Origin of the sequence: uncultured Shimia sp., assembly GCF_913054185.1 — a bacterium.
Lineage (GTDB): Bacteria > Pseudomonadota > Alphaproteobacteria > Rhodobacterales > Rhodobacteraceae > Shimia.
In genome coordinates, this window is record NZ_CAJXIV010000067.1 from 1 (window position 1) to 22,412 (window position 22,412).

Genomic DNA, 22,412 nt, shown 5'->3' on the forward strand with positions numbered 1-22,412 from the left:
GGCTCTTTCTCGCTGCCAGTGCTGTTCAACCAACAGGAAATTCCTGAAGGTGAAGTGCACATTAAAGTGACCGGCTACCAGTGGTACTGGGGCTATGAGTACACCGACCACGAGTTTGCCTTTGACAGCTTCCTGCTGGACAAAGAAGAGCTGGCGGCTAACGGCTATAACGACGATGAGTATCTGCTCGCAACCGACACCAAAGTGGTTGTGCCTGTAGGCAAGACCGTTGTGATGGACGTGACCGGTGCGGACGTGATCCACAGCTGGACCATCCCATCCTTTGGTGTGAAGCAGGACGCTGTGCCGGGTCGCATCGCGCAGCTTTGGTTCAAAGCCGAGAAAGAAGGCATCTTCTTTGGTCAGTGTTCTGAGCTGTGCGGCAAAGATCACGCCTATATGCCGATCACGGTGCAGGTTGTCTCCGAGGCCGAGTACGCCACTTGGCTGAAGGGCGCGATCGAAGAGCACGCGGGCGACATGTCCACCCTGCCGGGTGTGGCATTGGCCTCCGCTGACTAAGTTACAAAATTGGGTGCGCGGAGACCGCGCATCCTACAACGCCTGTGGGGTGTGCGCTGTGCGCGCATCTTAATTGGAGAAGACATGAGCGACGCAAGCATCAATACGCAAGCCAGAGCCAGCCATGGTGACGCAGAGTTTGGCGACTACTTCGCCCTGCTGAAACCACGGGTGATGTCGCTTGTAGTGTTCACAGCTGCCGTGGGCCTGTTGGCTGCACCGGGGTCTGTGCACCCGTTTGTGGCGTTCTGCGCCATACTGTTCATTGCGGTCGGCGGCGGTGCTTCTGGCGCGCTGAACATGTGGTATGACGCCGACATCGACCGGTTGATGAAGCGCACCCAAAGCCGTCCAATCCCTGCTGGCAAAGTCACCGAAGGAGAGGCGCTGGCCGTTGGCGTGGCGCTGTCTGGTTTTGCAGTGGTGATGCTAGGGCTGGCCGCCAACTGGGTGGCTGCAGGCCTACTGGCCTTTACAATTTTCTTCTACGTGGTGATCTACACCATGTGGCTCAAACGCTGGACCCCGCAGAACATCGTTATTGGTGGCGCGGCAGGGGCTTTCCCTCCGATGATCGGTTGGGCGGTTGTGACCGGCGGCATTTCGATTGAAAGCGTGCTGATGTTCACGCTGACCTTCATGTGGACCCCGCCGCATTTCTGGGCGCTGTGTCTGTTCATGAAGTCCGACTACAAAGACGCGGGCGTGCCGATGTTGCACGTGACCCATGGCCGCCGCGTGACGCGTAACCACATTCTGGTCTACACACTGTTGCTCGCGGTGGTGGCCATTGGCATGGCGTTCACCGGTGTGGGTGGACCGATTTATCTGACCACAGCGTTGATCCTGAACGGCTTGTTTGTGGCCGGTGCCATTTCGATCTGGCGCCGTGACGAAGAGATTTCCGAAGCTGACGGCTACAAGCGCGAAAAGGCGTTTTTTGCTCTGTCGCTGATTTACCTGTTCCTGCATTTTGGTGCGATTTTGACAGAGGCCACGTTGGCCCCTTATGGCATCGGAGGATGGTAAGACTATGAGTTTTCGCGAACATCATGAACTGCACAAGCGCCGCTTTGGCCGCAACCTTGGGGTTGCGCTGGTTTTGGTGAGCTTCATTGTGATTGTGTTTGGCCTGACCGTGGTGAAAGTCACCCGTGGTGACTATGAACCGGAAAACGCCAGCATCCAGAGGGACCAGTAATGGCGATGGACCCGAAGAAAAAGACACTGCTGCAGACTGTGTGTGTAGTCCTTGTGATGGGCGCGCTGGCTTGGGCATCGGTGCCGTTTTATGACTGGTTTTGTCGTGTGACTGGCTTTGGTGGTGTGACCAACGTGGCTGACAGCGGCAGCGATGTGATCCTGGATAAGACCATCAAGGTGCGGTTTGACGCCTCCATCGAGCGCGATATGGCGTGGGAGTTCAAACCTTTGCAGCGTGAAATGGAAATCCGCATCGGTGAGACCGGTCTGGCATTTTACGAAGCTTATAACCCAAGTGACCGTCCGATTGCGGGCACCGCAAGCTACAACGTGGCACCCTATGATGCGGGCGGGTTCTTCACCAAAATCGACTGCTTCTGCTTTGAAGAGCAGGTGCTACAGCCCGGCGAACGGGTGACGATGCCGGTGAGCTTCTACGTGGATCCGGAAATCGTGGATGACCGGGACGCAAAATACATCAAGGTGATCACTTTGGGATACACCTTTTATGAAACCGACTTACCCGAAGAACTGGCGTCCTTGACGACAGCGGGCGAGTAAAAGAAAAACTAAAGGCAAGCCTTCCAACGAGGGAAATGGAAAACATGGCGCACGTAAAAGATCACGATTATCATATTTTGAACCCCTCTTTGTGGCCGTTCCTGGGCGCTCTTAGTGGTTTTATCATGCTGTTTGGTGCCGTTGTGTGGATGCACGACAACGGTCCTTGGATGTTCCTGGTTGGCCTGATTGGCGTTTTGTACGTCATGTTTGGCTGGTGGGCTGACGTCATTGCAGAAAGCAAAGTGGGCGACCACACTCCGGTTGTTCAGATCGGTCTGCGCTACGGCTTTATCCTGTTCATCATGTCCGAAGTGATGTTCTTCCTGGCGTGGTTCTGGACCTTCTTCAAACACCGCATGTACCCAATGGACCCGGCCGGCAACAGCCCAGCTGTGGATGGCCCTTGGCCGCCTGTTGGCATCGAGACGTTTGACCCTTGGCACCTGCCGCTGATCAACACGCTGATCCTGCTGTGCTCCGGTTGTGCGGCGACTTGGGCACACCACGCTCTGGCGCATGAAAACAACCGCAAAGACATGAAAAACGGTCTGATCATCGCGGTTCTGTTGGGGCTGATCTTCACCGCCTTCCAGGCTTATGAGTACAGCCATGCGGCGTTCAGCTTCTCCGGCAACATTTATGGCGCATCCTTCTTCATGGCGACTGGCTTCCACGGTTTCCACGTTGTGATCGGCACAATCTTCCTGTTTGTCTGTCTGATGCGTTTGAACGCGGGTCACTTCACCAAAGAAAAGCACGTCGGTTTTGAGGCGGCTGCCTGGTACTGGCACTTTGTGGATGTGGTTTGGCTGTTCCTGTTTGCAGCGGTTTACATCTGGGGCCAATAAGGCCGCCCACTAAAGGTTGATCCTTTAGACCGGATACGATTAAAGCAAAGCGCGGCAGCATCTGCCGCGCTTTTTCCATTGAGAAGGATCCCTGCTTTGCGTCGACTGTTCTTGCCCCTGTTCTTTGGCATTTTGGGCACAGTGGTGCTGGTGTCGCTGGGCACTTGGCAGTTGCAGCGCCTGACGTGGAAAGAAAGCGTGATTGCGGACATCAATGCGCGTATTGCGAGCGATCCTGTTGCGCTGCCGGATCAGATTGATGTGGAACGCGATAAGTACCTGCCGGTCGCTGTGTCCGGCACCATCACTGAAGATGAAATTCATCTGTTGGCGAGCACCCGAGATGTGGGGGCTGTGTACCGGTTGGTCGCAGCGTTTGACACAGATGGTGGCCGCCGGATCATGATTGATCGCGGTTGGATCAAGACTGTAGACAAAGGCACGCCACGCCCGGCTCATGATGTGGACGTGACTGGAAATCTACATTGGCCAGATGAGCGCGACAGCTACACACCAGCCAATGATGTGGACGGCAATATCTGGTTTGCTCGGGATGTGGATCAGATGGCAGAGGTGCTCAAGACGGAGCCGGTGTTGTTGATTGTGCGCGACGACACGGATGGGGGCACAATTGTCACGCCGTTGCCGATTGATACTGCCACCTTGCCCAACAATCACCTGGAATATGTCCTGACATGGTACGGACTGGCAATTGTCTGGGTGGGCATGACCTTGTATTACCTGCGCCGGATGCGCAAAACCAAAAAGGCCTGAGAAACGTGAAATATATTTCGACCCGTGGAAACGCCCCGGAGCTGAGCTTTGAAGAGGCCATGTTGACAGGTCTTGCACGTGATGGCGGCCTGTATGTGCCAGAGAGCATTCCAACCCTGTCTGCTGACGACATCGCTGGGCTGGCGGGCAAGTCTTACGAAGAGGCTGCGTTTGTTGTGATGCGGCCGTTTGTGGGCGATGCGTTCACCGATGAAGAGTTCAAAGGCATCATTGCGCGGGCCTATGCCAACTTCCGCCATGACGCCCGTGCTCCTTTGGTGCAACTGGCGCCCAACCACTATCTGCTAGAACTGTTCCACGGCCCGACGTTAGCGTTTAAAGATTTTGCGATGCAGCTTATTGGCCAGCTTTTTCAGTTCTCGCTGGCGCGGCGCAATGAGCGTGTGACCATTGTGGGGGCGACGTCTGGCGACACGGGTTCTGCGGCGATTGAAGCCTTTAGGGGCCTCAGCAATGTGGATGTGTTCATCTTGTTCCCGGATGGCCGTGTGTCTGACATTCAGCGCAAACAGATGACCACGCCAGAAGATGCGAACGTACATGCGCTGGCGCTGGACGGCGACTTTGACGATTGCCAGGCCAAGCTCAAAGACATGTTCAACGATTTTGAGTTCCGCGATGGCGTAAAACTCGCCGGTGTGAACTCGATCAACTGGGCGCGGGTGCTGGCGCAGGTGGTATATTACTTGACCTCGGCTGTGAGCCTTGGCGCGCCACATCGCAAGGTGAGCTTTACCGTGCCAACCGGCAACTTTGGCGACATTTTTGCAGGCTACATCGCCAAAAAAATGGGGCTGCCCATTGAGCGTCTGGTGATTGCGACCAACCAGAATGACATTCTGCACCGCACCATGGAAAGCGGCGCTTACACCAAAGAGGGCGTGACCCCGTCGATCAGCCCGTCGATGGACATTCAGGTCAGCTCCAACTTTGAGCGCGCGTTGTTTGATGCCTATGGTCGTGATGGCAATGCGGTGGCGCAGTTGATGGAGGAGCTCAACGAGGGTGCATTTGCTGTGTCGCAAGGTGCGATGGAAACGCTGCGCGAGCATTTTGACAGTGGCCGTGCCTCAGAAGACGAAACCAACGCCACCATTGCCAATGAATTTACCGCGTGTGGAGAAGTTCTTTGCCCCCACTCAGCGGTTGGCGTAAAGGTCGCGGATGCCTATTTGGGCGAGGTGCCCATGGTCACTCTGGCCACGGCACACCCGGCCAAGTTCCCGGATGCGGTTGAGGCCGCGATGGGAGCACGGCCAGCACTGCCGCCACATATGGCGGATATGATGGACAAAGACGAACGCGTGACCCGTGTTCCCAATGATTTGGGAGCGCTGGAAGCGCTGATCAAGGAACGGATAGCACAGCGTTGACAGTCAAACTGCACACACTCTCCAACGGTTTTCAAATTGCCACAGAACATATGCCAGGGCTTGAGAGCGCCTCGATTGGCATTTGGGTCAGTGCGGGCGGGCGCCATGAGCGCGCGCCGCAAAACGGTATTGCGCATTTCCTGGAGCATATGGCCTTTAAAGGCACCAAGCGGCGGAATGCGTTGGAGATTGCGGAAACTATCGAAGACGTGGGCGGCTACATCAACGCCTATACCAGCCGCGAGGTGACCGCCTATTACGCGCGGGTGCTCAAAGATGATGTGGCACTGGCTCTGGATGTGGTCGGAGATATTGTGTTGAACCCGATCTTTGATCCCAATGAGATTGAGATCGAACGGGGTGTGATCTTGCAGGAGATCGGCCAGGCGCTGGATACGCCGGACGATGTGGTGTTTGACTGGTTGCAGGAACGGGCGTATCCGGATCAGCCGATTGGCCGCACCATTCTGGGCGAAGACGATCATGTGCGCCGGTTTGGTCGCGAAGATTTGTCTGCCTTTGTGACCGAGCACTATCGGCCGGAACGCATGATCCTGTCCGCTGCAGGTGCGGTGGATCACGATGAAATTGTGCGCATGGCGGAAGAGATGTTTGGCCATCTTGAGCGCGGTCCGGTGATTGAGCTGGTGCCAGCGCGGTTTGCCGGGGGCGAATGCCGCACCGAAAAGGCGCTTGAGCAGGCGCATTTTGCGATTGGCTTTGAAAGCCCGGATTATTGCAGCCCGGATATTTACACAGCGCAGATCTATTCGAGCGTTTTGGGGGGCGGCATGTCGAGCCGTCTGTTCCAAGAAGTGCGTGAAAAGCGTGGGCTGTGTTATGCCATTTTTGCCCAGACCGGGGCGTATGCCGACACCGGTATGACCACGATTTATGCGGGCACCTCGGGTGAGCAGATTGCTGAGCTGGCTGAGATCACCATTGATGAACTCAAGCGTGCAGCTGACGACATGAACCCGGTGGAGATTGCCCGAGCGCGCACACAGATGAAGGCAGGGCTGTTGATGGGGTTGGAAAGCCCGTCGAGCCGCGCGGAACGTTTGGCGCGTATGCTGGCGATCTGGGGGCAAATCCCAACCTTGCCGGAAACTGTGGAACGCATTGATGGCGTTTCTGACGCAGATGTGCGCCGGCTTGCGGAGCAAATGGCCGGCCAAGCGCGCAGTGCGATGGCGCTTTATGGGCCGGTGTCCGCAGCCCCTTCGCTTGAAGCATTGGAAGCGAGGCGCGCAGCCTAATGCTTCTGACGCGTCGCAAGGTTCGGATTGACACCGAGCGCATGACTTTGCGCCCGCCAGTCCATTCGGACTTTCGCGAGTGGGCGGAGTTGCGCTCTGCCAGTGCGGATTTTCTGATCCCTTGGGAGCCGGTCTGGGCCAGCTCGCATCTGAGCCGCAAGAGTTTTACCAACCGCGTGTACTGGGCGCAGCGTTCGATCACCAATGACACCGCGGTGCCGCTGTTTATGTTCCGACGTGTCGACAATGCTCTGATTGGGGCCATCACGCTGGACAATATCCGGCGTGGGCCTGCGCAGGCGGGCACGCTGGGGTATTGGGTTGGGCAGCAGTTTGCGCGTCAGGGCTTTATGAGCGAGGCCATAGAGGCGGTGGTGCATCATGCGTTCACGCGTTTGGATCTGAGCCGGATTGAAGCGGCCTGTTTGCCGGAAAATGTCGCCAGCCGTGGCGTGCTGGAGAATTCTGGTTTCAAATATGAAGGTGTGGCGCAGAGCTATTTGCAGATCAACGGGCGCTGGCGCACACATGTGCTGTATGCTGCGCTGCGCCATGATCGGCGCGGCCGCACCTTGGCTGGGCAGGTCTGAAGGGGCGTTGCCCCAGACACCGCAGGCAGTGCCTTCTTCAGGATACATGACGCAAGAAGAAGCCCAAAACACCGTGAACGTCAAATGTGATGGTTTCTGTTACCCTGCTTGAAACAGGGAGGACGGCACCATGCGATTTCTTGTGGTTCTTTGGGTAATGTTGGCGACAGTGGCAAGCGCGCAGGATCGGCGGCCCAGCCACTGTATTGCTTTGGCGCAGGTGCCAGGGATTGAATTTCTGCACAAGGCGTCGTTTCGAGATCCGCTGGCGGTGCATGATGTGCGGATCAGCTATATCAGCCATGCGTCTTTCCTGATCCAGAGCCATGACGGCCTTGATGTGGTGACCGACTACACGGGGTTTCTTGGGGTGACCAATCTGGTGCCAGATGTGGTCACGATGAACCACGCGCACAACACCCATTGGACCACCAATCCTGATCCTGCAATCCCGCATGTACTGCCAGGGTGGGGCGATTATGGGCTGGGGATAGAGCATCATCTGGACCTGGGATCGATGTTGGTGCGCAACGTCTCCACCGATATTCGTAGTTTTGGTGGTGTGGAGGAAAAGGGCAACTCGATCTTTGTGTTTGAGGTGGCGGGCTTGTGCATTGGGCATTTGGGTCACCTGCATCACGAACCCAATGACGCGCAATATGCAGCCCTAGGGCGGTTGGATGTGGTGATGGCGGCGGTGGATGGGGGGATGAGCCTTGATGTGCCCACGATGATGCGGGTGCTTAAGCGCCTGAAGGCGCAGGTGGTGATCCCGATGCATTGGTTTGAGGAATGGACGTTAAGTGCGTTCCTGACGGGCATGTCAGATGAGTATCTGATCGAAAACGAGGGGCGGTCCAGTTTGACCATGAGCTTGCGGACCTTACCAAGTAGTCCCACCATCAAAGTGCTGTCACCACGCTATCTGCAAGACCCGTAAGGGATTTTGCGTGGACCTCGGTGCAAGCACCGCGTAAATCAAGGCCATGAGTTTACATGATGCCTCCCCCGAATTTGTCCAATCCCTTACAGAACAGCTGCCTGAGGGCACGTTGCGGGCACCGGAACCGCGTTATCTGGAAGAGCCGCGTGGGCGGTCCTTTGGCAATGGCGGCGTAGTGGCGCTGCCACGTTCGGTGGAGGAGGTGTCCACAATTGTGAAGGCATGCCATGCGGCTGAGGTGCCTGTGGTTCCTTATGGTGGCGGCACCGGGCTGGTAGGCGGTCAAATTGTGGAGGATGGTGCCAGGCCGGTAATCCTGTCCTTGGAACGGATGAACAAAGTGCGCGAGGTGCGCCCGTTGGAAAACGTGATGATCGCGGAAGCGGGCGTGATCTTGCAGGATGTGCAGGCAGCCGCTGAGGCTGAAAACCGGCTGTTTCCTCTGTCGTTGGGCGCAGAAGGCACAGCGCGGATTGGCGGCAATCTGGCGACCAATGCGGGCGGCGTGAATGTGCTGCGCTATGGCAACGCGCGGGATCTGTGTCTGGGGCTGGAGGCGGTGCTGCCCACTGGTGAGATTTGGCACGGGCTAACACGGCTGCGCAAAGACAACACCGGTTATGATCTGCGCAACCTGCTGGTGGGGGCAGAAGGCACGCTGGGCGTGATTACGGCAGCAACGCTCAAGCTGTTTGCCCGGCCCAAATCGGTGGCCACAGCCATTATGGTGGTGACAGACCCGGCCGCGGCGTTGCGCTTGCTGGCCTTGGCCCGGGAGTCTGTTGGGGAGGCGGTCTCTGCCTTTGAGTTGATGCATCGGCATGGCATGGATTTTGTGGCAGAAACGCTGCCCGACGTGCGGCTGCCGTTTGAGACACCACCGGAGTGGTCGGTGCTGATCGAAGTGGGCACCAGCGCAGGCGCAGAGCCGCTTCTGGAGGAGCTGTTTGGGCTGGCGATGGTGGAAGGGCTGGTGGACGACGGGTTGATTGCGCAAAGCGCCCGGCAGCGGGACGACTTCTGGAACTTGCGCGAGCATATCCCGGTGGCGAACAAGGCCATTGGCTCGGTGGCGAGCCATGACATTTCTCTGCCGCTGGAAGCTTTGCCAAACTTTATTACGGAGATGAGTGCCAAGATTGCCGCGCAATGCCCACTACGGATCAACTGCTTTGGCCATCTTGGCGATGGCAATCTGCATTACAACCTCTTCCCGCCCAAGGGCCGCAGCCGGCATGATTTTGACGACATCCGCCATGACCTGAGCACACAGATCTACGACTTGGTACACCGCTACGGCGGCTCGTTTAGTGCCGAGCACGGTGTGGGGCGTTTGAAAGTGGCAGACCTAGAGACCTATGGCGATCCAACGCGACTGGCGGCGATGCGGGCCATCAAAGCTGCGCTGGACCCAAAAGGCATCATGAACCCGGGCGCAGTGCTTGCGCCCTAGGTCTTCTCATTCTTCAAATATCCTGGGGAGTCGCCGGAGGCGACGGGGCAATGCCCCTCTACAGACCGTCGAACTCACAAAGCACAGAGACATCCATGCCCATAGACTCCAGTTTCTTGCGACCGCCAAGCTCTGGCAGGTCGATGATAAAGGAACAGCTGATGATTTCGCCGCCCAAGCGCTCGATCAGCTTGATGCCCGCCTCAGCCGTGCCGCCGGTGGCCAAAAGGTCATCCACCACAAGGACTTGCTCGCCCGGTTGGATGGCGTCGTCGTGGATTTCGACAATTGCCTCGCCGTATTCGAGCTTGTAGTCCTGTGAGATGGTGGTGCCGGGCAGTTTGCCTTTTTTGCGGATCGGTACAAAGCCAACGCTCAACTGGTGGGCAATGGCGCCGCCGAGGATGAACCCACGCGCTTCAAGACCCACCACCTTGTCGATGCGGGTGCCCGCGTAGGGGTGCAGCATCTGGTCAATGGCCATGCGAAAGCCGCGTGGGTCCGCAAACAACGTTGTGACATCTCGGAACATGATGCCTTCGTGCGGGAAATCAACAATGGTGCGGATGTAATCTTTGACGTCGGCGCTTTTGGGCATCTTTGGTTCCGGTGGTAAATTTCAGACGAAGCAGGTTTGGCGGATGCGACGGCTTCGCGCAAGGGTGGAGTTTGTCGCGGTACGACGACTTTGTTCTGGACGGGTGCGGGGTGGGGTCTGTAAGCACGGACTAGGATTGGGCAACAGCACGGGTGGGCGTCGCGTGGGATCAAAGAACGAAGCGCAGTCGGACGTGGTGACGGACACATCCAAGTCTAAACCCAAATCCAAGTCCAAGGCGAAGTCAAAGCACAAAAAAGACAGCCAGCTGGTGCTGCGGCTAGACAAAGAAGAGCGCGACGCCTTTGTCGATCTGTGCAAAGAGCTCGACACCAGCGCCGCCCGTGAAATTCGCGGGTTTATCCGCAAATTCATGAAGAAAAACAGGCGCTAAGCGGCGCGCTTAAGAGTTGCTGTCAGAAGCCCCATCCCCATCAAAGTGATCCCGCCAAGCCGGGTCAGACCGTGCATCACAGACGGGCGTTCAATGCGGTTGCGCAACCGATCGGCCAGCAGCGCATAGGCCAGTGCGTTGAGCGCGGCGAGGGTGACAAAGGTGCTGATCAGGATGGCAAATTGCGGCAGCATGGCAGCTGCTGGATCGATGAACTGCGGCACAAAAGCAATAAAAAATCCGATGCTTTTGGGGTTTAGGGCTGTGACTGCTGCGGCGTGGCCAAACACGCCGCGGGTCGGCAGGTCAGCGGATTTGCTGATGTCGCCCAAGCTGGCCTGACCGGCGTTGCGCACCATCTTGAAACCAAGCCAAAGCAGATAGGCTGCGCCGGCCCATTTCAGCACTGCGAAGGCCGTGGCCGACGCCATCACAAGCGCCCCCAACCCAAGGAGCGAGGCTGTCATGGCGATCAGATCGCCAAACGCGACTCCCGCCGCCGTGGCCACAGCCACTTTGCGCCCTTGGGTGAGCGCGTAGCTCAGCACCAACAGGATAGTGGGGCCAGGGATCAGAAGAAGTGCAAAAGAGGCGGCGACAAAGGTCAGCCAGAGATCTAGGGACATGAAATAGGGCCTGTGAGTGATTCAGCAGGCCCCATCAAGCAGATGATTTGTGCGTTAGTCCAGCGGTAATTAACCGGCCAGCACCCGACCCGCGACCGCATCCAACTTATTGACCATTTTCGGGTCGCGTTTGTCCGGCGCAGTCAGAATGGCAAACTCCAGCGCTTTGTCGCAACCGTGTTCGCAGTCGGCACGTTCAGCCCCCAGCAGGGCAGGCAGACCACGCACAAGGTTGCGGGCTTTCTCGGCGTTTCCGGTCAATGTGGCAATGATTTCAGTCACATCGACTTCGCCGTGCTCCGGGTGCCAGCTGTCATAGTCGGTGATCATCGCAACTGAGGCGTAACAAAGCTCAGCTTCGCGGGCGAGTTTGGCTTCGGGCATATTGGTCATGCCAATCACATCTGCGCCCCAGCTTTCACGGTACATTTTGCTTTCCGCCAGCGTGGAGAACTGCGGCCCTTCCATCGCCAGATAAGTGCCACCTTTGTGCACGGTGATACCGGCCTCAGAGGCGGCGGTGAAACACGCGTCTGAGAGGCGCGGGCAGGTGGGGTGGGCGACGCTGACGTGGGCAACAAGACCGGGACCAAAGAAGGATTTCTCACGGGCAAATGTGCGGTCAATGAATTGATCGACAACGACAAAATCGCCGGGTGCCATTTCTTCACGGAAGGAACCGGTGGCGGAAACGGAGAATACATCGGTCACGCCTAGACGTTTCAAGGCATCGATGTTGGCGCGGTAAGGCACAGAGGTGGGGGTGTGCACGTGGCCGCGACCATGACGCGGCAGGAAGGCCATTTTTACGCCGCCCAAACGGCCTGTGAGGATCTCGTCAGACGGGGCGCCAAAGGGGCTCTCGACCGCCTGCCATGTGGCGTCTTCCAAACCGTCGATGTCGTAGATGCCGGAGCCGCCAATCACGGCGATCATGGTTTCTTTGTTGGCCTCTGTCATGCCCGTCTCCCAGTGCTGTACTTTGGGCAAAGTTTTGGGCGCAAGGGGCGGGAATTGCAAGGTAAAGCCGGGTCAGTAACACATCTGTAATGCGTCGGTATCACGGAGGTGCAAAATGGACCCAAAAGAAGGTCAATCCGCACACAGATTGGCCCAAGCGGCCATCACTATTGTTTGTTAACGGCAAACCCGCTAGGGAGGCGCAAAGCGAACACTCCCAAATTTACGCAGGTACACTCATGAGACGCGCGGCGTTGGCCATGCTGGCCAAGAATATTTCTCCCCCCAATCTGTCCATTATGCAGGATGAGGGGTTCACACCGGGTCGGGTTAAGACCGAGGTTTTGTCCGGCCTGACTGTGGCTTTGGCGTTGGTGCCTGAAGCGGTGGCCTTTGCCTTTGTGGCGGGAGTTCACCCGTTGGTTGGCTTGTATGCCGCCTTTCTGGTCGGCTTGATCACTGCGCTGATCGGCGGACGTCCGGGTATGATCTCCGGTGCGACCGGCGCGTTGGCGGTGGTCATGGTGGCCTTGGTGGCGCAGCACGGGGTGGAATACCTGTTTGCGACCGTGATCCTGATGGGGGTTCTGCAGATCATTGCAGGGGCGTTGCATTGGGGGAAATTCATTCGCCTTGTGCCGCATCCGGTGATGTTGGGCTTTGTGAACGGTTTGGCAATTGTGATTTTCCTCGCGCAGTTGACCCAGTTTAAAGACCCGACAAACACAGAGGCATGGTTGCCCGGTGCACAGCTGGTGATGATGCTGGGTCTTGTTGCGCTGACCATGGGTATTATTTGGGGGCTGCCTAAGCTGACCAAGGCCATCCCGGCTCCGCTTGCGGGGATTGGCATCACCGCTTTGGTTGTGATTTTGTTTGGCATCAATGTGCCAACCGTGGGCGACATGGCTTCGATCAAAGGCGGCTTCCCAAGCTTCCACGTGCCGTTTGGCTCGGGCGAAGGCATTTACCCACCTGCGCTGTTGGCGCCGTTTAACCTTGAGACGCTTTATATCATCCTGCCATATGCAGTGATCCTGGCGGCGATTGGCCTGATCGAAAGCCTGCTGACGCTGAACCTTGTGGGTGAGATGACGGGCAAGCGTGGTGGTGCATCCCAAGAGTGTATCGCCCAGGGGACTGCCAATGTTGTGACCGGTTTCTTCGGTGGCATGGGCGGTTGTGCGATGATTGGTCAATCGATGATCAACGTGAAATCCGGTGGCCGTACGCGGATTGCTGGTATTGCGGCAGCCCTGTTCCTGCTCGCCTTTATTGTGGTGGCCAGCCCGTTGATTGAGCGTATTCCACTGGCCGCGCTGGTGGGTGTGATGTTCATGGTGGTGATCGGGACATTTGCGTGGAACAGCTTCCAGATCATGCGCAAAGTGCCAAAAATGGACGCCTTTGTGATTGTGTTGGTGACCGTGGTAACCGTGCTCGAAGATCTCGCCGTGGCGGTTGTGGTTGGTGTGATTGTCTCCGCTCTGGCTTATAGCTGGCAGAACGCGCGGCGTATCCATGCTAACACCCGTGAGAGCGAGAGTGATCCGGGCGCGAAGGTCTATGAGATTGAAGGGCCGCTGTTCTTTGGCTCCGCCGAAGGGTTTGGCGAGTTGTTTGAGATCGAAAGTGACCCGGCGCATGTGATTGTAGATTTTGCCCGTTCGCGCGTTGTGGATCAGTCGGCATTGCAGGCAATTGAAGCTTTGGCAGGCAAATATGAGGCTGCGGGCAAGCAGGTTGTGCTGCGTCACCTGAGCCGCGATTGCCACGAGCTGCTGTCTAAGGCGGGCAACCTGATGGTCGATAGTGATGACGATCCGGAATATGAGATCGCCGTGGACTATCCGGTGCGCACCGGGGTGTTTGGCGGCGGGCACTAACCGCCGCATCAAATGACTAAGAAATGGGCTGGCCGAGGGGCTGGCCCTTTTTGTTTGGCAGGTCTTAGCCGCGGCAAAGCCGAGGCGCGCCCAACCCTCCCACCAGGAGGGCGCTTCGCACCCACGCAGGGTCAGGCGCGCCTCTTGTTTCTTTGACAGAACAGGCGCAATAGGAATGGGACCACACTGGAGTGCTCCAATGACCTTTTTTGCCATTCTGATCGGGCTCTTGCCGTCTTTTCTTTTGGTGGGACTGGGTGGCGTGTTGCGCAAACGATTGTCCGCCAATGCCTGGCAGGGGCTCGACAAGCTTAACTTTGAAATCCTGTTTCCTGCGCTGCTGTTTGTGGCGGCAAGTCAGAGGCCTTTGGAAGTGAGCCAAGTTGTGGGCATTGCGCCGTTGGTTTGGGCGCTGTTGGCGGTGGGGCTTGCGGTGGGCTATGGCGCGCGGCGGTTTGGGCCGGAGCGGTTTTTAGATTTTGCGGGCGCGTGGCAAACGGCGTGGCGGTTCAACACGGCGCTGGCGTTTATTGCCATTGCCACGACGGAGAAGGCGGATGCAGCTGTGATGGCGGTGGTGATTGGCATGGCGGTGCCGATGGCCAATGTGTTTGCGGTGAGTGCGCTGAGCCGAGGCGGCAGCTTTGGGGTGTGGGGCACGGTCAAGAAAGTGGCGCTCAATCCGTTTTTGATTGCCTCTCTGGGCGGTGTGCTGGTGGGACTGTCCGGTCTTACAATCCCGGCACCTGTTTTGGCGCCTTTGGAGATGCTGGCGGCGGCGGCGATCCCGATTGCCTTGATTTCGGTGGGGGCAACGATGAACTGGGGCGCTTTGGCGCGCTTGGATGCGTTCAGTGGCATCATCTGCGCCACCAAGCTCTTGGTGATGCCTGTGGCGGCACTGGTGTTGGCGCTTGTGCTGGGCTTGGAAAGCGGCGTGGCGGTTGTCTTGGTAATCTGGGCAGCACTGCCTACCGCGAGCGCAGCGCATGTGTTGGCGTCGGGCTTTGGCGCAGATCGGGAGTTGTCTGCGACACTGGTGGCGCAGACAACCTTATTGGGAGCGATAAGCCTGCCGGTGTGGATCACACTGGCTGAGGTGATATTTTAGACCGTCCTTAAGCCTGCGACATCACCAGCCATGATGGCCGGGATCGCGCGCTCGATCTTTTCCTTGGGCCAGTCCCACCATGCAATCTCCAGAAGCTCTGAGATGGTGGCGTCATCAAAGCGCTTTTTGATCACGGTTCCTGGGTTGCCGGTAACGATGCTATAAGGCGGCACCGTGCCGCGCACCACTGCGCCAGCGCCAATGATGGCACCGTGGCCGATTTGTGCACCCGGCAAGATCATAGCGCCATAGCCCAGCCACACATCATGGCCCACCATCGTGTCGCGTGTGTCAGGTTGGTACCCATCCGGCACGGCGTTGATAAAGACAGGGAAGGGATAACAGCTGAGTCCATCTGTCGCGTGATTGGCGGAGCTGGTGATGAAACGCACACCGTGGGCGATCTGGCAGAATTTGCCGATGCGCAAGGTTTCTTGGCTAAAGTCAAAGAGATAGGGCGCCAGATGGGATGCCCAGTTTTTAGGTGGAGAGAAGTCGGAGGCATAGGTGTTGTCGCCGACTTCAAATCTTGGATGTTTGATCACAGCTGACAAAAACACGGTGCCGGCGTGTTTGCTGCCGTCCGGCAAAGTGACCGGAAAAGCGGTTTTGGGATCGGGAAGGGGCATAAAGCCCTCCTTTCGAAATGTCCCTCGCGCCTAAAGCCCCGGTTTACTGATCGGGGCGGGCGAGGGTGAAGGTGTTGTCGACCACCGCGTAGTCCTTGTAGCCAAGGCGGCTCAGAGGGCGGTAGGTGGTGACGTCAAAGATACCATCCACAATGCAATTGTCGCGCAGGTGCACGCCGGTCACTTCGCCAATGGCCATAAAGTTGTTCTCTCCAAGGAGAGGCACAATCTGAGTCAGGCGGCATTCCAGTGAGGCGGGTGCTCCCACAAGGCGCGGGCAGTCGATGGTGTCACATTGGGCGGCTTCCAGGCCTGCGGCCGCAAATTCGTCGTCATCTTTGCCCAGCGGCCCCGAGGAGACATTCATCGCATCGCGAATGGCTTCCTCAACGATGTTCACACAGAACACACCGGTGGCGCGGATGTTGGACAGGCTGTCTTTGCTCTCCGCCTGATCGCCTTTCTTGCCGGTGGAGGCAAACATCACCTGCGGAGGATTGTCCGCAAGGGCATTGAAAAACGAGTAGGGCGCGAGGTTGCGCACACCGTTGGTGTCTTGGGTGGAGACCCAAGCGATCGGGCGTGGGCTGACGATGGCTTTGAACGGGTTGTGCGGCAGGCCGTGGCCGTCTTTTGGCTGATAGAACATCGGACTGACTCCATATTGGTTTGCAGGCAGTCCTAGCGCCATGTTAGGGGCGATGAAACCGCAAAATGAACGACGGCATGAGGCGCGCAGGTGATTACGCTAGCAGTGGAAACCGGTGAAGATTGGTGGGAAGTGGAGGCGCTTTATGACCTCTGCTTTGCGCCGGGGCGTGAGGCGCTGTCTTCTTACCGTTTGCGCGATGGGGTGGACCCGGTGGCTGGGCTATCGCTGACCGCGCGGGACGCCGAAGGTATCTTGGCAGGCGCCATTCGCTATTGGCCGGTGCAGATTGGCGCTGTGCAGTCTTTGTTGCTTGGCCCGGTGGCGGTGCACCCGACACACCAAGGCGAAGGCTTGGGCCGGTCCCTGATCGAGGACAGCTTGCAGCGTGCGGCCCCTTTGGGCTGGCAGCGGGTCATGCTGGTGGGGGACGCGTCGTATTACAAACGATTTGGCTTTGAGAAGCTGGGCGGCGTGGTGATGCCGCCGCCGACCAATCCTGAACGTGTGCTGGGCCGGGCGCTTGTGGAAGGTGCGTGGGACGGTGTTGTTGGGGATGTGTGCAGCGTTCCGCGAGTTGAGTAAGTCATTCTGCAACCTATTAGCAATACCGGTTTATGCTCTATTGCAGAGGGGAGTGCCATCAGGATTATTGCTCCAACGTCTGTAGAGCGGCCCTTGGAGCCGTTGCGAACCAGCTCACCGCGGGGCTGCTTTCAACCACCCAGTTGAGTACGCATCGCTTGATAGACTACTGCAGTGGCTACATTGGCCAAATTGAGGGATCGGACCCGTGAATCGAGCATCGGCAAGCTGAATATTCGATCTTCCATACCCTTTAGAATCTCCGGTGGCAGGCCTTTGGATTCACATCCAAACACCAAGTAGCCATCTTGTTGATAGTCAGGATCGTAGACGGTTTGGTCGCCGTGCTCTTCGAAGAAATAGAGGCTTTCGGGGGGCGGCGTGTGATCATCTAGAAAGGCTTGCCAGCTCTCATATTCGCTGAGATGAACATATTTCCAGTAGTCTGTTCCAGCGCGCCGTACGGCTTTCTCATCAAGCGAAAACCCATAGGGTTTGATCAAAATCAGCTCTAGGTTCAATGCAACGCACGTCCGTCCAATGGCGCCTGTATTGTAAGGGATTTCGGGTGTTACCAACACAATTTTCAGGCACGGTTCAGACATTGGGGGTGGGGACTTTCTCAATTGAGGAGTTAGCATTCGCAAAGCAAGCGTTCGTGTAAATGGAGCCCTGAAAGCTACTGATCTTCGAGGAATCTTTGGGCTTCAAGAAGTGTTGCAGCAAGCCCATCAAAAAAGCCTGATACGCCAATATCTATAAGGTTTGAAGGAGCGTGGTCGTTTTGTGACGTGATCGTTTCGGCGCGCTTCACATGAAAAAGCTCGGTTGGAGTATTGCACAACTCCCTATAGCTCGCGCCTTTTCCGTGTTTGAGCACGTTGATTGCCAGATAGTATTTATGGATCCTATCGGCGAGGTCACTGTGCCCAGCATCCAAAAGCGCCGCTCTTAATTTTCGAGAAAACGGGCCCCGTCTGAAATGGTGCTGCATGCGCGCCTCAAAAAGGGTAAACGTATCAACCGCCGCCAATTCAAGCGCGACATGGGCCGCGCGAAAGTCCTCAATTTGAGCTTCTGATGCGGTCTGCTGTTCCAAGTGTTCTCGAATTTCCAAGATTGTGTCTTCAGATGTCTTTGCTTTGACCTGTGCTGCCGCAATCAGGTCAGGCAGTGTTTGTGAAAGGTTCATCGCTCATTCTCCGTGGGGTCCCACCTTCCTTTAAGCTAAGCGGCTGAGAATGATAGTGGCCGGACCGATTCATTGCAGTTGTATTTCAATATTCATTGGATCAGATGATCAGGCCTGTCACGCGTCGGACTATTGAAAAATGTCACACAGGTTCAAAGCGCTCATTTCAAAAGGGATCGCCGCACCTGCAAAGTTATCCAGAACTTGAGCGCGGTCTTTCTTTTCTGAATGGTTGAACCGTTGTCCCGTGCCCCTACCTCTTACCCATGACCCAAATCGAAATTTTACCGGACATTCCGGACCGTGAGATTGACGTAAACTCTGAATTGGACGCGCTGGCCAAGCGCTATGGCGGGGCCAGTGGGCTTGGCATGAAGGTGCTGGGCGTGTTGGGCATGCCGGTGAGCGGATTGCTCAAGAGCCTGCCAAATGAGGTGCAGAACGGGTTGGGCGGGGCCACGGAGGTGGCTCTGATGCAGGCAGTGAAATGGGCGGATGGCAGTCGCGGCTTGGTGAAAGATCAGCCGGATTGGGTCAATGCATCCATTACAGCAGCGCTGGGCGCGGCGGGGGGGGTTGGCGGCGTGACGTCGTCTTTGGCGGAACTGCCAATCACCATCACGGTGCTGTTGCGTGCCATTCAAGGCGTGGGCGTGCAATATGGCTTTGATCCCAGCCATGAAAGCGTGCGGTTTGATTGTGTGCGGGTGTTGGCCGCGAACGGGCCGTTTGAGGCGGATCGCGGGGCGGACTTGGCGATGCTGGAGCAGCGGGCCGGATTGGCAATGGGCGGCACCAAATGGATCAGCACGGTGATTGTGCCCAAGCTGGCGCCGGTGCTGGGGCAAAAGCTGGCGGCGCAAATGGTGCCGGTGATTGGCGCAGCTGCGGGCGCGGCGACCAACTACGCCTACACGAGTTATTATCAGGACATTGCGCATGTGCATTTTGGCCTGCGCAAGCTGGCTGTTGAGGCAGATGTGTCGCCTGAAGATTTGATCGACGGGATGCGCAAGCGGTTGGGGAAAGCGTAGCCGGGCATCACCCGGCTACATTGGTTAGCTGCTGCTGCGCAGATACTCCATCACATCTGGACGCACAGATTGCTCACCGCGTTCGCGCGCGGCGTGGATCACGCGACGCAGCTCTCCCAGATCAACACGGCGGATCAGGCTTTTCACCGGGCCAATGGACGCCGGGCGCATCGAGAGATTGCGCAGGCCCATGGCCGCCAAACACACGGCTTCGATCGGGCGGCCCGCGTCTTCGCCACAGAAGCTGAGCGGCGTGCCGGTGTCGAGACAGCGGTTCACGATGCCTTCGAGGAAGGTCAGAAAGCTGACGTTCAGCGTGTCGTAGCGACGGCGCACCCGTTCGTTTTCGCGATCAGCTGCAAAGAAGAACTGTTTGAGGTCGTTGCCGCCGATGGAGAGGAAGTCGACTTCTTCGTAGAATTTCTTGGGGGCAAAGGCCAAAGACGGGGTCTCCAGCATGGCGCCCACTTCGATATCGGACGGCAGGGGGTGACCGAGAATGGTTTCGCGCTCGATGGCTTTGTCGACCTCAGCCTTGGCGGCGGTGTATTCTTCATATTGCGCGATGAAGGGGAACATAATGGTCAATGGTCGGCCATTGGCTGCCCGCAGAAGCGCTTGTAACTGCATGCGCATCACACCGGGTTTGTCCAAAGCCACACGCACCGCACGCCAGCCAAGGGCGGGGTTCGGCTCGTCCTGCGGGGCCATGTAGGGCAGGACTTTGTCCGAGCCGATGTCGAGCGTGCGGAAGACCACGCGTTTGCCTGCGGCTGCGTCCATAACGGTGGAATAGAGCTGGGCCAGTTCGGTGCGTTTGGGCATCTGGTTGCGGATCAGGAATTGCAGCTCTGTGCGAAACAGGCCCACACCTTCTGCACCAGAGGACTCCAGCGACGGCAAATCTGCCATCAGGCCGGCGTTCATCGTTAGGTGGACCACTGCGCCGTCGCGGCTTTTGGCCTCTTTGTCGCGTATGCTGGCGTAGCGTTCCTGCGCCTTTGCCGCCATGGCGATTTTATCGCGGAACGCGGTCACAACCGTGTCGTCGGGACGCAGGTGCACAACGCCCTGATCGCCGTCAACCATGATGTGGTCGCCATTCAGCGCTTCGGTGGTGATTTTGTCTGCGTGAATGACCAGCGGGATGGCCAGTGCACGCGCTACAATGGCGGCATGGCTGCCAACAGAGCCCTCTTCGAGGATAATGCCCCTGAGTTTGCGGCCATATTCCAGCAGCTCGGCCGGGCCAATGTTGCGGGCAATCAGAATCGGATCGGTTGGCATCTCCGCTCCGGTCTCGGAGCCTTGGCCAGTGAGAATGCGCAGCAGGCGGTTGGACAGGTCATCCAGGTCATGCAGGCGCTCGCGCAGGTATTGATCGGTGACCTGCTCCATACGGGCGCGGGCGGTGGATTGTTCTTTCTCCACGGCGGCTTCGGCGGACAGGCCACGGGCAATGTCCTGCTCCATGCGTTTCATCCAGCCTTTGGAATTGGCAAACATGCGATAAGCTTCAAGTACCTCAAGCTGTTCTTTGTCGCCGCGTTTGACCCCATCGAGCATCTTGTCGACGCCGACACGCAGCTCTTCGACAGCGCTGTGCAGACGGGGGAGCTCCACATCGGGATCATCCGCGACAGGGTTGGTGACCACCACGCGGGGTTCGTGCAGCCAGACATGGCCTTCACTGGCGCCTTCTTGTGCCGAGGCGCCCCGAAAAAGTTCGGATTGCTGGTGGCGCGCGCTCATGGCGGCGCCTTCGCCCACAAAAGCCCCCAGCTCGGTCATTTCGGCCAACACCATCGCAACCACTTCCAACGCGTAGACCTCATCTGGAGAATAGCCACGTTTGTCTTTGGACTGCACGACCAAGACGCCAAGATTGTCGCCAAGCCGTTGCACCGGAACCCCACAGAAGCTGGAGAAAATTTCCTCGCCGGTTTCCGGCATGTAGCGGAAGCCTTTGGCGCTGGGCGCGTCGTCGGTGTTCACCACTTTGGAAGTGCGGGCCACGCGACCAACAAGGCCTTCGCCAACCCGCATGCGGGTTTGGTGGACCGCTGCTGCGTTCAAACCTTCGGTGGCGCAGAGCTCCAAAGTTTCTTCGTCGCGAAACAGATAGATCGAGCACACCTCTGTGCCCATAGAGGTGGCGATCAGATGGGTGATTTTGTCCAGGCGCTCTTGACCGGCGCTGTCCTCGGCCAAGGCATCGCGCAGACGCCCCAGAAGTTTGCGGCTCTCGGTCTCGGTTTTTTGCACCATTGGAGGTGGGGTCCTTGTCGCTACTCGGGGCCGAATAGAACACAACACAGAGGGAATCAAAACGGTTTATGCTGATGTCTTGGCGGCAATATTACGCCGCAATGCAGCGATTTTTTCGAAGGAAATTCTAGAAAGGCGTTTTGTGGCTTGTAAGGTGGTGTTTTTTTGCGTGAACGGATGTGCTGCAGCGTAGCGTGGTGATCTGTGTTGCGCGACCCCATGGGGGCAAAAGAGGCAAAATGCCGCAAAATCGGGCATTTACAATGCTGCAATGAAAAACGCGCGGCTGTTGGGCCGCGCGTTGTGATCTTGGGGATGATGTTAGCCGGCTTTTTCCAGCTCAAAGGCATCGTGCAGCGATTGCACCGCTAGCTCCATGTATTTGCGATCAATCAGCACGGAGATTTTGATCTCTGAGGTGGTGATGACTTTGATGTTCACACCTTCGTCGGAGAGCACTTTGAACATCTTTGCCGCCACACCGGATTGTGATCGCATGCCGATGCCCACCACGGAAACTTTGGAGACATCTTCGTCGATCACCAGTTCGGCAAAGTTCAACCCACCGGAGGACTTAAGCTCGTCCAGTGCGGTTTCGGCGCGTTTCACCTGATCCGTGGGCAGGGAGTAGGTCATGTCGGTGCGGCCATCCTCAGAGATGTTCTGCACAATCATGTCCACGTTCACACCTGCATCGCTGAGGCAACCAAAGATGATGGAGGCGATGCCCGGGCGGTCGGCCACCGACAGCAGAGTCATTTTGGCTTCGTCGCGGGAGTAGGCCACACCGGCCACAACATTGGATTCCATGATTTCCTCCTCATCGCAGACCAGCGTACCGGCCTCGTCGGATTGTTCTTCAAAAGAGCTGAGCACGCGCAGTTTCACTTTGTAGCGCATGGCCAGCTCGACAGAGCGTGTTTGCAGGAC

Annotated in this window: 24 protein-coding genes and 1 pseudogene; 16 read left to right on the top strand and 9 right to left on the bottom strand. The window is 57.4% G+C overall.

Going from position 1 to position 22,412, the window contains the following annotated elements:
- The 11 genes and pseudogenes from QZ517_RS13690 to QZ517_RS13740 form a co-directional block, all read left to right on the top strand.
- Nucleotides 1-522: pseudogene (locus QZ517_RS13690) on the top strand (cytochrome c oxidase subunit II); the annotation flags it as partial.
- A gap of 84 nt (nt 523-606) precedes the next feature.
- The gene (gene cyoE, locus QZ517_RS13695) at nt 607-1,551 is read left to right on the top strand and encodes a heme o synthase (RefSeq protein ID WP_294227829.1); all 945 of its coding nucleotides are present in this window, start codon (nt 607-609) and stop codon (nt 1,549-1,551) included.
- A 4-nt stretch (nt 1,552-1,555) separates the two neighbouring features.
- The gene (locus tag QZ517_RS13700; protein WP_294227833.1) at nt 1,556-1,723 is read left to right on the top strand and encodes a hypothetical protein; all 168 of its coding nucleotides are present in this window, start codon (nt 1,556-1,558) and stop codon (nt 1,721-1,723) included.
- Nucleotides 1,723-2,286, top strand: a complete 564-nt coding sequence (locus tag QZ517_RS13705) for a cytochrome c oxidase assembly protein (protein WP_294227835.1) — start codon at nt 1,723-1,725, stop codon at nt 2,284-2,286. Before QZ517_RS13700 ends, QZ517_RS13705 begins: the two co-directional genes overlap by 1 nt.
- A 44-nt stretch (nt 2,287-2,330) precedes the next feature.
- Nucleotides 2,331-3,137 (top strand): cytochrome c oxidase subunit 3, encoded by an 807-nt coding sequence (locus QZ517_RS13710; RefSeq protein WP_294227837.1) that lies wholly within the window; start codon nt 2,331-2,333, stop codon nt 3,135-3,137.
- Between the two features lie 96 nt (nt 3,138-3,233).
- Nucleotides 3,234-3,911 (top strand): SURF1 family protein, encoded by a 678-nt coding sequence (locus QZ517_RS13715; protein WP_294227838.1) that lies wholly within the window; start codon nt 3,234-3,236, stop codon nt 3,909-3,911.
- A gap of 5 nt (nt 3,912-3,916) precedes the next feature.
- Nucleotides 3,917-5,305: a threonine synthase gene (thrC, locus tag QZ517_RS13720; protein WP_294227840.1), complete on the top strand. Its 1,389-nt coding sequence runs from the start codon at nt 3,917-3,919 to the stop codon at nt 5,303-5,305.
- Nucleotides 5,302-6,564 (top strand): pitrilysin family protein, encoded by a 1,263-nt coding sequence (locus tag QZ517_RS13725; RefSeq protein ID WP_294227842.1) that lies wholly within the window; start codon nt 5,302-5,304, stop codon nt 6,562-6,564. The genes thrC and QZ517_RS13725 overlap by 4 nt, the downstream gene beginning before the upstream one ends.
- Nucleotides 6,564-7,154, top strand: coding sequence for a GNAT family protein (locus tag QZ517_RS13730; protein ID WP_294227844.1), 591 nt, complete (start codon nt 6,564-6,566; stop codon nt 7,152-7,154). The genes QZ517_RS13725 and QZ517_RS13730 overlap by 1 nt, the downstream gene beginning before the upstream one ends.
- Nucleotides 7,155-7,284: 130 nt before the next feature.
- Nucleotides 7,285-8,094, top strand: a complete 810-nt coding sequence (locus tag QZ517_RS13735) for an MBL fold metallo-hydrolase (RefSeq protein ID WP_294227846.1) — start codon at nt 7,285-7,287, stop codon at nt 8,092-8,094.
- A gap of 46 nt (nt 8,095-8,140) precedes the next feature.
- Nucleotides 8,141-9,550 (top strand): FAD-binding oxidoreductase, encoded by a 1,410-nt coding sequence (locus QZ517_RS13740; protein WP_294227848.1) that lies wholly within the window; start codon nt 8,141-8,143, stop codon nt 9,548-9,550.
- A gap of 58 nt (nt 9,551-9,608) precedes the next feature.
- Here the strand turns inward: QZ517_RS13740 and QZ517_RS13745 are convergent, their stop codons facing one another.
- Entirely contained in the window at nt 9,609-10,148 is a 540-nt protein-coding gene (locus QZ517_RS13745) for an adenine phosphoribosyltransferase (protein ID WP_283426066.1), read from the bottom strand.
- A gap of 163 nt (nt 10,149-10,311) precedes the next feature.
- Here QZ517_RS13745 and QZ517_RS13750 point away from each other — a divergent pair, with 163 nt between their 5' ends.
- Nucleotides 10,312-10,542, top strand: coding sequence for a hypothetical protein (locus tag QZ517_RS13750; protein ID WP_294227852.1), 231 nt, complete (start codon nt 10,312-10,314; stop codon nt 10,540-10,542).
- Here QZ517_RS13750 and QZ517_RS13755 read toward each other — a convergent pair.
- Both QZ517_RS13755 and QZ517_RS13760 read right to left on the bottom strand, forming a co-directional pair.
- A complete protein-coding gene (locus tag QZ517_RS13755) occupies nt 10,539-11,168 on the bottom strand; it encodes a LysE family translocator (RefSeq protein WP_294227854.1) in 630 nt (209 codons plus the stop codon). The two genes, QZ517_RS13750 and QZ517_RS13755, sit on opposite strands and share 4 nt — an antisense overlap.
- Before the next feature lie 69 nt (nt 11,169-11,237).
- Nucleotides 11,238-12,128, bottom strand: a complete 891-nt coding sequence (locus QZ517_RS13760; protein ID WP_294227856.1) for an S-methyl-5'-thioadenosine phosphorylase — start codon at nt 12,126-12,128, stop codon at nt 11,238-11,240.
- Nucleotides 12,129-12,367: 239 nt separating this feature from the next.
- Here QZ517_RS13760 and QZ517_RS13765 point away from each other — a divergent pair, with 239 nt between their 5' ends.
- Nucleotides 12,368-14,014, top strand: coding sequence for a SulP family inorganic anion transporter (locus QZ517_RS13765; RefSeq protein WP_294227858.1), 1,647 nt, complete (start codon nt 12,368-12,370; stop codon nt 14,012-14,014).
- 199 nt (nt 14,015-14,213) lie between these two features.
- Nucleotides 14,214-15,125, top strand: a complete 912-nt coding sequence (locus tag QZ517_RS13770; protein WP_294227861.1) for an AEC family transporter — start codon at nt 14,214-14,216, stop codon at nt 15,123-15,125.
- Here QZ517_RS13770 and QZ517_RS13775 read toward each other — a convergent pair.
- Both QZ517_RS13775 and QZ517_RS13780 read right to left on the bottom strand, forming a co-directional pair.
- Nucleotides 15,122-15,754, bottom strand: coding sequence for a CatB-related O-acetyltransferase (locus QZ517_RS13775; protein ID WP_294227862.1), 633 nt, complete (start codon nt 15,752-15,754; stop codon nt 15,122-15,124). The two genes, QZ517_RS13770 and QZ517_RS13775, sit on opposite strands and share 4 nt — an antisense overlap.
- 43 nt (nt 15,755-15,797) lie before the next feature.
- A complete protein-coding gene (locus QZ517_RS13780; protein WP_294227863.1) occupies nt 15,798-16,403 on the bottom strand; it encodes a flavin reductase family protein in 606 nt (201 codons plus the stop codon).
- Nucleotides 16,404-16,493: 90 nt separating this feature from the next.
- On the opposite strand from QZ517_RS13780, the gene QZ517_RS13785 reads away from it, so the two are divergent.
- A complete protein-coding gene (locus tag QZ517_RS13785) occupies nt 16,494-16,988 on the top strand; it encodes an N-acetyltransferase (RefSeq protein ID WP_294227864.1) in 495 nt (164 codons plus the stop codon).
- Between the two features lie 131 nt (nt 16,989-17,119).
- Here QZ517_RS13785 and QZ517_RS13790 read toward each other — a convergent pair whose 3' ends face one another.
- Complete coding sequence (locus QZ517_RS13790) at nt 17,120-17,629, bottom strand: tRNA (cytidine(34)-2'-O)-methyltransferase (protein WP_366766163.1); 510 nt, start codon at nt 17,627-17,629, stop codon at nt 17,120-17,122.
- A 38-nt stretch (nt 17,630-17,667) separates the two neighbouring features.
- Nucleotides 17,668-18,180 (bottom strand): hypothetical protein, encoded by a 513-nt coding sequence (locus QZ517_RS13795; protein WP_294227868.1) that lies wholly within the window; start codon nt 18,178-18,180, stop codon nt 17,668-17,670.
- A gap of 266 nt (nt 18,181-18,446) precedes the next feature.
- Between QZ517_RS13795 and QZ517_RS13800 the strand changes: the two genes are divergently transcribed.
- Nucleotides 18,447-19,214, top strand: coding sequence for an EcsC family protein (locus tag QZ517_RS13800; RefSeq protein WP_294227870.1), 768 nt, complete (start codon nt 18,447-18,449; stop codon nt 19,212-19,214).
- A gap of 24 nt (nt 19,215-19,238) precedes the next feature.
- On the opposite strand, the gene ptsP is transcribed toward QZ517_RS13800, so the two are convergent.
- Nucleotides 19,239-21,482, bottom strand: a complete 2,244-nt coding sequence (ptsP, locus tag QZ517_RS13805; RefSeq protein WP_294227872.1) for a phosphoenolpyruvate--protein phosphotransferase — start codon at nt 21,480-21,482, stop codon at nt 19,239-19,241.
- A 321-nt stretch (nt 21,483-21,803) separates the two neighbouring features.
- Nucleotides 21,804-22,412 (bottom strand): ACT domain-containing protein (locus tag QZ517_RS13810; protein WP_294227874.1); only part of this gene is annotated, 609 nt, incomplete at its 5' end.